This is a genomic window from Chryseobacterium barbadense (genome assembly GCF_042849955.1).
Lineage (GTDB): Bacteria > Bacteroidota > Bacteroidia > Flavobacteriales > Weeksellaceae > Chryseobacterium.
The window spans coordinates 1-8,751 of sequence record NZ_BAAFHL010000078.1; the positions used below are offsets into that span (position 1 = coordinate 1).

The 8,751-nt window shown below is 37.0% G+C and carries 10 protein-coding genes; 4 read left to right on the forward strand and 6 right to left on the reverse strand.

Features of this window, described 5'->3' with window-relative positions; all coding sequences use genetic code 11:
- Positions 1–1,050, reverse strand: a 1,050-nt coding sequence (locus tag ACGHIN_RS15700) for a hypothetical protein (protein WP_390455620.1), incomplete at its 3' end; no start/stop codon positions are given.
- A gap of 147 nt (positions 1,051–1,197) precedes the next feature.
- On the opposite strand from ACGHIN_RS15700, the gene ACGHIN_RS15705 reads away from it, so the two are divergent.
- The 4 genes from ACGHIN_RS15705 (at position 1,198) to leuB (ending at position 5,580) form a co-directional block, all read left to right on the forward strand.
- Complete coding sequence (locus tag ACGHIN_RS15705) at positions 1,198–2,361, forward strand: 2-isopropylmalate synthase (protein WP_390455623.1); 1,164 nt, start codon at positions 1,198–1,200, stop codon at positions 2,359–2,361.
- 18 nt (positions 2,362–2,379) lie between these two features.
- Positions 2,380–3,762 carry a 3-isopropylmalate dehydratase large subunit gene (gene leuC / locus ACGHIN_RS15710; RefSeq protein WP_390455626.1) on the forward strand — a complete coding sequence of 461 codons (1,383 nt, stop codon included), beginning with the start codon at positions 2,380–2,382 and terminating at the stop codon, positions 3,760–3,762.
- Between the two features lie 104 nt (positions 3,763–3,866).
- A complete protein-coding gene (leuD, locus tag ACGHIN_RS15715) occupies positions 3,867–4,475 on the forward strand; it encodes a 3-isopropylmalate dehydratase small subunit (protein ID WP_390455629.1) in 609 nt (202 codons plus the stop codon).
- Positions 4,456–5,580: a 3-isopropylmalate dehydrogenase gene (gene leuB / locus ACGHIN_RS15720; RefSeq protein ID WP_390455632.1), complete on the forward strand. Its 1,125-nt coding sequence runs from the start codon at positions 4,456–4,458 to the stop codon at positions 5,578–5,580. The genes leuD and leuB overlap by 20 nt, the downstream gene beginning before the upstream one ends.
- 132 nt (positions 5,581–5,712) lie before the next feature.
- Here leuB and ACGHIN_RS15725 read toward each other — a convergent pair whose 3' ends face one another.
- The 5 genes from ACGHIN_RS15725 to ACGHIN_RS15745 form a co-directional block, all read right to left on the reverse strand.
- Positions 5,713–5,898, reverse strand: coding sequence for a hypothetical protein (locus tag ACGHIN_RS15725; RefSeq protein ID WP_390455635.1), 186 nt, complete (start codon positions 5,896–5,898; stop codon positions 5,713–5,715).
- 12 nt (positions 5,899–5,910) lie between these two features.
- A complete protein-coding gene (locus ACGHIN_RS15730; protein ID WP_390455638.1) occupies positions 5,911–6,516 on the reverse strand; it encodes a DUF4230 domain-containing protein in 606 nt (201 codons plus the stop codon).
- Between the two features lie 2 nt (positions 6,517–6,518).
- On the reverse strand, positions 6,519–7,085 hold the full coding sequence (locus ACGHIN_RS15735; protein WP_390455641.1) for a TlpA family protein disulfide reductase: 567 nt from the start codon (positions 7,083–7,085) through the stop codon (positions 6,519–6,521).
- Between the two features lies 1 nt (position 7,086).
- Entirely contained in the window at positions 7,087–7,554 is a 468-nt protein-coding gene (locus tag ACGHIN_RS15740) for a pyrophosphohydrolase domain-containing protein (RefSeq protein ID WP_390455644.1), read from the reverse strand.
- Positions 7,555–7,738: 184 nt separating this feature from the next.
- Positions 7,739–8,751: GEVED domain-containing protein (locus ACGHIN_RS15745; protein WP_390455647.1), on the reverse strand; the 1,013-nt coding region annotated here is incomplete at its 5' end.

Here is an 8,751-nt window from a genome sequence, read left to right on the forward strand (position 1 = left end):
CCTTTCCATCTTAAGCTCAATTTCAGGGATCATTTTTGAGCCGGAAAAGAATTCACCTTTCACAAAGTGAATGTTCATTAATGTATTGTAATAGGTCAGGAAAACAAGTGATTGTGTATTTTCATTTTGAGCGAAACCTGAAGAATTGACGGTTTGATTGAATCTCTCAAAACTATCCTCCAAAATATCAATATTCCCATACAGAAACAGAATTTTCAGCAGGTAAGTATTCCCTTTGATATACCATACAGGATGACTGATGATCATATCCGGATTCTTATGAAATAAATCTACCCATTGATAGGCATACTTCAGTGTATATTTATATTCCTGCAAAAGCTGGTTTTTCCATACATGAGCTTTAAAATACCAGAGTTTTTCTGTGAAATTCAACCTTTCAGGTTTAATGTTTTTAATCTGTGCATTGAAAATATGCATTACTTCTTCACGATCAGTATCATTTTTCACATATCCATGGGTCAACATTTCACTGTACAATTTTAGCGAAAGATTAGACAGCTCTGTTGCGTAATGATTCTGTTTACTGATCTCTCTGGATTGCTCTATCAGTTCATCGGCACGTCCTTCAATACTTCTTGTAATAAATTGCGACTCAATGACTTTTTCTAAATCAATAATTTCCGAAGCAATGTTTTTTTCATCCAATTCCAGTGCTGTTTGCTTAGTTTTATCCAGAATTTTTAAAGCCTGTTTATATAATCCTTTTTGATATAAAATGTTGGCAAAATCAAGCTGTTCTCTTAATTGAATTCTATAATTCTGGTGAATTGGATTCATCCTTAAACTCACCAGGATGTGTTTGTAAAGATGAGCTTTAAGATTTGATAGCTGTTGTTTTGTTGAGATTTTCTTATTGAGAATAATGCTTTCATCGTATTCCTTCATTTTATCCATCTCAGAAAAAAGAAGAAGAAATTTGGCGTCTGTATTAATTCCAAGACGATTTACATAGAGCTTGAATTGCCGTTTTTCGGAAGTTGTTAATGACTTGATTAATACAAATAAAAAATCTTTCTGCAATTCTGCCATTGTAAATTTTTAAAATTTAAAAAATTTATTATCAATTAGTTAAAATAAATTCCCGGTAGTTTGAATATTGTAATTTTCGTTGAAAATGAATACTGAAAAAGAATTCAACTTTCTAGTTTTGAATCAAAATTAAGTAAAAACTTCATTATGAATTCCGAAAAAATTGAAATTTTTGATACGACGTTGCGAGATGGAGAGCAGGTCCCGGGTTGTAAGCTGAATACAGAACAAAAACTGATCATTGCTGAAAAACTCGATGAACTGGGTGTAGATGTTATTGAAGCCGGTTTTCCGATTTCGAGCCCGGGAGATTTTCATTCCGTTTCTGAAATTTCAAAACTGATCAGAAACGCCAAGGTTTGTGGTTTAACTAGAGCCAATCAAAAAGATATTGATACGGCTGCTGAAGCCTTGAAAATGGCCAAAAGACCAAGGATCCATACAGGAATCGGAACCTCGGATTCTCATATCAAATATAAATTCAATTCAAATAGGGAAAACATTATAGAACGGGCTGTTCAGGCGGTAAAATACGCTAAAGCTTATGTGGAGGATGTGGAGTTTTATGCAGAAGACGCCGGAAGAACAGACAACGATTACTTAGCCAGAGTTTGTGAAGCAGTTATTAAAGCAGGAGCAACGGTTCTCAATATTCCGGATACTACAGGATATTGTCTTCCTGAAGAATACGGAGAGAAAATCAAATATTTAAAAGAGAATGTTACAGGCATTGATAAAGCCATCTTATCATGCCATTGTCATAACGATTTGGGATTAGCCACTGCAAACTCAATTTCAGGTGTTATGAATGGAGCCAGACAAATTGAGTGTACCATTAACGGACTTGGTGAAAGAGCCGGAAATACCGCTTTGGAAGAGGTTGTTATGATTATCAGACAACACAGCCACTTACAACTATATACCGATATCAACTCCAAAATGCTCAACTCTATGAGCGTTTTGGTGTCTGATCTGATGGGAATGCCTGTTCAGCCTAATAAGGCAATTGTTGGCGCTAACGCTTTTGCTCATAGTTCAGGAATTCATCAGGATGGAGTGATAAAAAACAGGGAAACTTATGAAATCATAGATCCTGAAGAAGTGGGCGTCAATGCTTCGTCCATTGTTCTTACCGCAAGAAGCGGACGTTCTGCATTAGCTTACAGGTTTAAGCATATTGGTTTTGATGTGACCAAAAATGAGCTTGATTTTTTATATCAGGAGTTTTTAAAAATCGCTGATATAAAAAAAGAAGTGAATAATGATGATTTAAGCGCAATTATCGAAAAGGTTACAAGAAAAATAGGCTAGAATTTAATAGATATCTCAATGAATACTAATAAAAAAACTCTTTTTGATAAAGTCTGGGACGCCCATGTTGTGGAAGCTATTCCGGACGGACCGCAAATTATATATATCGACAAACATCTCATCCATGAGGTAACCAGCCCACAGGCTTTTGCCGAACTGGAATCCAGAAATCTTGAAATTTTCCGGCCGAAACAGATTGTTGCAACGGCAGACCACAATGTTCCGACTTGGGATCAGGATAAACCTATTCGCGATATATCTTCCAGAAACCAGGTAGAACAGCTAACGGAAAATTGCAGTAAAAATAATATTGAGCTTTTCGGATTGGGACATCCTTATCAGGGAATTGTTCATATCATTGCTCCGGAATTAGGAATTACACAACCGGGAATGAGTATTGTTTGCGGAGACAGCCATACTTCCACACATGGTGCTTTCGGAGCCATTGCCTTTGGGATCGGTACAAGCCAGGTTGCCCAGGTTTTTGCGAGCCAGTGTTTGCTGCTGAATAAACCAAAATCCATGAGAATCACAGTTAGCGGAAAGTTGAACAAAAATGTTCAACCTAAAGATGTCATCCTTTATATCATTTCCAAAATCGGGACGGATGGCGGAACCGGATATTTCTGTGAATATGCCGGAAATGTTTTTGAAGAAATGTCAATGGAAGGAAGAATGACGGTTTGCAATATGAGCATTGAAATGGGAGCCAGAGGTGGAATGATCGCTCCGGATGAGACTACATTTGAATATGTTAAAGGAAGAACTTATGCTCCAAAAGGAGAGGAATGGGAGGAAAGATTAGAATACTGGAAGTCTTTAAAAACGGACGAAGAAGCTGTTTTTGATAAAGAATTTTCTTTTGATGCTTCTGAAATTTTTCCAATGATCACCTATGGAACCAATCCGGGGATGGGGATTTCCATTCATGAAAACATTCCGGTTCCCCAGAGTGATTCTGAAGAAAAAGCCTTGAAATATATGGGCTTGAAAGCAGGCCAGGCTCTTTCTGATATTCCGGTCAATTATGTATTTATAGGAAGCTGTACCAATGCCAGAATTGAAGACTTCCGTTCTGCAGCTCAATATATTAAAGGGAAAAGAAAATCGGCACACGTTCATGCCTTGATTGTTCCCGGTTCTCAACAGGTAGTAAAACAGATTTATGAAGAAGGACTGAATACTATTTTCCATGATGCGGGCTTTCAGATCAGACAGCCGGGTTGTTCGGCTTGCCTGGCAATGAACGGTGATAAAATTCCCGATGGAGAATATTGTGTATCCACTTCCAACAGGAATTTTGAAGGAAGACAGGGACAAGGGGCAAGAACAATCCTTGCAAGTCCGTTAACGGCCGCAAAAGTTGCCATTGAAGGAAAAATTTCAGTATCTGAAAACTAAAAAGTGAATAATCAATGGTCAAATGTTAATTTTTATCGAGTACATAATTCACCATTGACTTACGAAATAAAATTCACCATTCATATTAATCATATTTCTAGAGAATGCAAAAGTTAAACATCATAAAATCCCGTGCTATTCCTTTGCCGGTTGAAAATATAGATACGGATCAGATTATTCCGGCAAGGTTTCTAAAAAGTATTGATAAAAAAGGGTTTGGAAACCATCTTTTCAGAGATTGGAGATATAACGTTCACACCAATGAACCGAATCCTGATTTTGTTTTAAACAACACCAAATATGCCGGAGAAATTCTGGTGGCCGGGAACAATTTCGGATGTGGAAGCAGTAGGGAACACGCGGCATGGTCTTTGACGGATTATGGCTTCAGGGTAGTTGTTTCAAGCTTCTTCGCTGATATTTTTAAGGGTAACGCTTTAAACAACGGATTGTTGCCTGTAAAAGTCTCCGAAGAATTTTTAAAAGAGATCCTGAAGGGTATTATGGACAATCCTGAAAATGAAATCATAGTGGATGTGGAACAGCAGACCATCAGCTTTGGTGGAAAAACCGAAAGTTTTGAGCTTGATTCCTACAAGAAAATATGCCTGATAAATGGTTATGACGATATCGATTTTTTAATCAGTAAAAAACAGGCCATACAAGAATTTGAACTAAAAACACAAAAAGCATATGAACAAAAATCATTTTAAAATAGCAGTGCTTCCCGGAGACGGAATCGGGCCGGAAGTAATTCATGAAAGTATTAAAATTTTAGACGCCATCGCTGAATGTTTTGGTTATAAGTTTGAGTTCAGCTATGGATTGATGGGAGCAGAAGCGATTTATAAAACCGGAAATCCTTTACCTGATGAAACGTTAGCTGTCTGCAAAGAATCGGATGCCGTACTTTTCGGAGCTATCGGCGATCCTGCTTTCGACAATAATCCTGATGCAAAGGTAAGGCCTGAACAAGGGTTGCTAAAACTACGTAAAGAACTGGGTCTTTTTGCCAATATCAGACCTTTGAAAACCTATCCTTCCTTGATTGAAAAAAGCCCATTGAAAAGAGAAATTATTGAAGGAACGGATATTCAGATTTTCAGGGAATTGGTGAGCGGAATTTATTTTGGTGAGAAATTTACTGATGAAGAAGGGCAATATGCCTATGATAACTGTAAGTATACCAGAGATGAGATTATTCCCATTGTTCACATGGCTTTTCAGGAAGCGCAGAAACGCAGGAAAAAATTAACGCTGATTGACAAAGCAAATGTCTTGGATACTTCAAGATTGTGGAGAAAAATCTGCAAAGAAATTGCAGCAGAATATCCGGATGTTGCCCTTGAATTCATGTTTGTAGATAATGCAGCCATGCAGCTGATCCTTAATCCAAAGCAATTTGACGTGATCGTTACTGAAAATATGTTTGGTGATATTATTTCTGATGAAGCCAGTGTAATAGGAGGTTCTATAGGTTTACTGCCTTCCGCTTCCATTGGGGAAAACAATGCTTTATTTGAGCCCATCCATGGTTCATATCCGCAGGCAAAAGGAAAAGGAATCGCCAATCCGGTTGCTTCTATTTTAAGTACAGCCATGATGCTGGATTATCTTCATTTGGGCCACGCTGCCAATAAATTAAGAGAAGCTGTAGAACACGCTATTGAAAATAAATACGTAACTATTGATCTTCATGCGGATCAGCATTATTCAACCAGTGAAGTAGGAAGCTTCATTGCTGATTACATCAAATATTCCGAGAAATCTTATTACAATTTTGAAAATGTAAAGATAGGAAAGTCAACGATAGTTTAGAACAATGATGAATTTTGCTTCGCAAATCAATCATTAATTTTTAAAGTCCATAAAAAAATTAAAGCGAAGCAAAGTTCACCATTGTTTCTTTTTAACAATAAAATCCATCTTAATGAAAGATGGATTTTTATTTTATTCTTCAGTATTATCTGTTTTTCCGGATTTGTTTTTGGACGGTTTCTGAACGTCTTCTTTGTCAATGTCCGGAGGATTGGTCTTTTTAGAGGACGCGGGAATATTGGGAAAGTCCTGATTTTGTTTTTTAGTCTCTGCGTTATTGGCAGGTTCTTTCTTTTTTGAATTTTCTTTTGAGTCCATAGCTTTACATTTTTAGAGTCCTAAAATACCGAGCTTGCCGGTTTTATCTTCTATGGTATAATTCAAAGCCTTTGCCAAAACGAAAATATGATTAAGATTTTCCATTAACTGTTGACGTCCTTCGTTTCTCAGCTTATTCTGGTCAATAGATTTTATAGCGGTCTCTTTAGCTTTCTGAGTTACATTTTTAATGTCTTTTTCGGAAACTCTATTGAAAAAGGAGTCATCCAAAGATTGGATTTCCACGCTTGGAGTAATTCTTATATCCGCATCAGGTAATTCCGTAATGATCAGTTTTTTATTAACAGAATCCACTTCCATCTTCATTTTATTAAGATCATAAGAAACCTGGGCATTGGTTTTGGTATAGGTAATAATGCTGTTGCTGGTCATTTCACTACCAAAAAACTCATAGCTCATTTTGGTCTTTTGCATACTGGAAATATTTTGCTCCAGAACCACCATCTTATTCATCTTGGAGATCTGGTTGGTCAGAATATAATAATCTGACTTCTCCGTTTTACCACCAAGATTGAAACAGGATTTAAGACCAAAAAACAGGAGTAGCATCACAAGAACTCCTGCTATAAATGAAAGTATTATCTTATAATTTCTCAAATCTATTTGTTAAATATTTCTTTGATTACAGATTGATCATCCTTCTTCAAGATCTCCACCAAATCCCTTTCAATATATCCCGTTGTAGGCATTTCAATGATTCTTCCGATTTCCTTTCCGTATTTTTCAACAATGATCGTAGGAACTTTCTGGATATTGTAACGCCCTTCATCACCTGTAGGGGATTCTTTTTTACGATTAACCGCGATAATGGTCAGTTTGCTGTCCGGATATTTTAATTCTTCCAGAATCCTCATTAATCTTGGAAAATCCCTGTGGCTGTCTTCACACCAGGTTCCCATAAATACAATAAGATTATACGAATTGATTTTATCTTTTTTAAGCTGATCTATTGCTTTTTGGTCCAAAGTATATTCATTATGCTCTTTTACATACCAATCTGCGTAAGGAGCTTTCAAAAACTGTTCTTTCAGTTGGTGTCCCAAAAGCATTTTACCATCATTCTGGGTTTCAACTTCGCGGTTGACCACCACTTTTTGTGCATTGAACTGCTGAGCGGTTAAAGCTAAGCTGGAAATGACAACAATATTCGTAATAAATTTTCTCATACTATTTTTCAATAATTGCTTTTAAATCGGCAGGAGAGTAGTATTTGTTTTTCAAAACCTTGTGATCGGCCTGTCTGTACACATTATACTTTTCCCCGGACTTTTCGTAAAACGATTCTACTTCTTTTTCTTTATAAAACTCAACCGTTTCTTTAGCCTGCTCTTCATTATCGCAAGCTTTAGACATATTGGAACGCTGAACTTCATTGAATAGCTCTACAAATTTGTTGCCAAGCCCGAATTCGAGCACCGCACCGCTCAAAACATACTGAAGGTCACAAAGTGCATCGGCTATTTCCACGATATCCTTATCTTCAATCGCTTTTTTTAACTCGTTTAATTCTTCCTGTAAAAGTTCTACTCTCAGGTTACATCTTTCCTGGGATGGGATTTGTGGGGTATCTAAAATAGGGGCTTTAAAAGTAGTATGGAATTCTGCTACTTGGTTCAGGCTGTCAATTTTATCCATGAAATTTTTATTTAGGCAAATATAATGATTGATGATAAATTTTATACAATGTACCGGGTAAAATGTACTCATGATTTTCAGGTAAAAGTATTAGACTCAATCATTACAGATTACTTATTGCCCATTATTCATAAAAAAGACCGCCCATTACAGGCGGCCTTACATAGTTTAATTTTAGAAATGATTAATTTTTAATAAATCGTTTTGTGCTTTCACCTATCTTGATCATATAAGCCCCTTTGATCAGGTTGCTTACGTTTACAGATCCTCTTTCAAGTTTTCCTGAGCTAATTAGTTTTCCACCCATATCAAAAATCTTGTACTCTTCAGCAATTGTATTTGAAATGTGAAGAACATCTCTAGCCGGGTTAGGATATAGTTTAATATCAGTGATTAAATCTCTGGTATCAGATACGTCTGTTCCTTTTCCTGTTGAAGCAATATTTAATGTGTAATCTTCAACCTGACCGTAAGTATATGTTCCACAAGATGAAGTTGGAGCGCTGCTGTATTTCATCATCACTCTCATTCTTGTCGTGCCTAGAGTAGCTGTTGCAGGAATTGTAATGCTTCCTGTTACAGGAGTTGTTGTAGATCCGGCTTTAGTCCATGCCAATTCTCCACTGTCTGTAAAGTCACCGTCTTTATTATAATCGATATAAACAGAGTATGCTTCACTATACTTAGTGGAAGTCCATGTAGGAGTTATAGAAATCGTGTAAGCTGTACCTCTTGTTACATTGGCAGACACTGAAGTAAAGTCTTCATATCCGGCTGTTCCTGTAGAAGAATTGTTGATAGTTCCGAATTTCACATTACCGATTCTCTCATCCGATGTATTGGTTGCAGCAGCAGAGCAATAAGTAACTGTAGTTCCCGCAAGTGTGATAACGCTTACTGAATTGCTTGAAGCGGAAATATTTCCTGCAGCATCTTTGGCTTTAACGGTGAAAGTATAAGTAGTTGAAGGGGTTAAGCTTGTTACCGTATAAGAAGTAGAAGCCGTAGAACCGATTAATGAAGTACCTTGATAAACATCATACCCTGTAACGCCTACGTTATCTGTAGCGCCGCTCCATGAAAGGTTGGTGCTGGTGGAAGTGGTCCCTGAAGCTGTCAGGGTAGGAGCTGTAGGAGCAACCGTATCTGTTCCTGAAGAAGCGTTTACGGTAATATTGGCATTATTCACATCAAAGA

Coding starts and splice junctions, on each gene's coding strand:
- ACGHIN_RS15705 (WP_390455623.1), top strand. CDS start 1,198: ATGAATTCCGAAAAAATTGAAATTTTTGATACGACGTTGCGAGATGGA.
- leuC (WP_390455626.1), top strand. CDS start 2,380: ATGAATACTAATAAAAAAACTCTTTTTGATAAAGTCTGGGACGCCCAT.
- leuD (WP_390455629.1), top strand. CDS start 3,867: ATGCAAAAGTTAAACATCATAAAATCCCGTGCTATTCCTTTGCCGGTT.
- leuB (WP_390455632.1), top strand. CDS start 4,456: ATGAACAAAAATCATTTTAAAATAGCAGTGCTTCCCGGAGACGGAATC.
- ACGHIN_RS15725 (WP_390455635.1), bottom strand. CDS start 5,898: ATGGACTCAAAAGAAAATTCAAAAAAGAAAGAACCTGCCAATAACGCA.
- ACGHIN_RS15735 (WP_390455641.1), bottom strand. CDS start 7,085: ATGAGAAAATTTATTACGAATATTGTTGTCATTTCCAGCTTAGCTTTA.
- ACGHIN_RS15740 (WP_390455644.1), bottom strand. CDS start 7,554: ATGGATAAAATTGACAGCCTGAACCAAGTAGCAGAATTCCATACTACT.